This is a genomic window from Endozoicomonas atrinae, from assembly GCF_001647025.1.
GTDB classification, from domain to species: Bacteria; Pseudomonadota; Gammaproteobacteria; order Pseudomonadales; family Endozoicomonadaceae; genus Endozoicomonas; species Endozoicomonas atrinae.
In genome coordinates, this window is the sequence record NZ_LUKQ02000805.1 from 1 (window position 1) to 396 (window position 396).

The 396-nt window shown below is 57.3% G+C and carries 1 protein-coding gene; it reads right to left on the reverse strand.

Annotated features, from left to right (window positions below; translation table 11 throughout):
• Nucleotides 1-396 (reverse strand): hypothetical protein (locus AK963_RS34530; RefSeq protein WP_175404810.1); only part of this gene is annotated, 396 nt, incomplete at both ends.

A 396-nucleotide genomic window follows, 5' to 3' on the forward strand; every position in this document is an offset into this window, starting at 1 on the left:
TGAGCGCGTTGGCATTGATCAGGTAGTCCTTGATCAACCGCTTCATTTTCATAGCGGCTTCGTTGGCGCGTTCCAGCGCTTCGGCCATCAGCGCCCGTTCCATCTCATCGTTTCGTTCCTGGATGAGCTGGTTACGGGTGTGGGGATCAAGGGGATAGGGTAGCAGCTCCTGAATAGCGGTCATGCGGAGGTGCCGTTTGATGCTGGCGGGTATCTCCGCCAGGGGGCTGGGCACGATATCCCAGAAGCTGTCGATGTTCTGGAACAGCAGGTCGATCAACCGGGAGTAGGCGGTGTTCACCTTGGTGGTGGTGATCTTGATAAACACCCGGCTCAGTGCCTGCTGCTCATCCATGATCCGGATCTGTTCAGGGCCATACTCCCCTTTCACGGCTC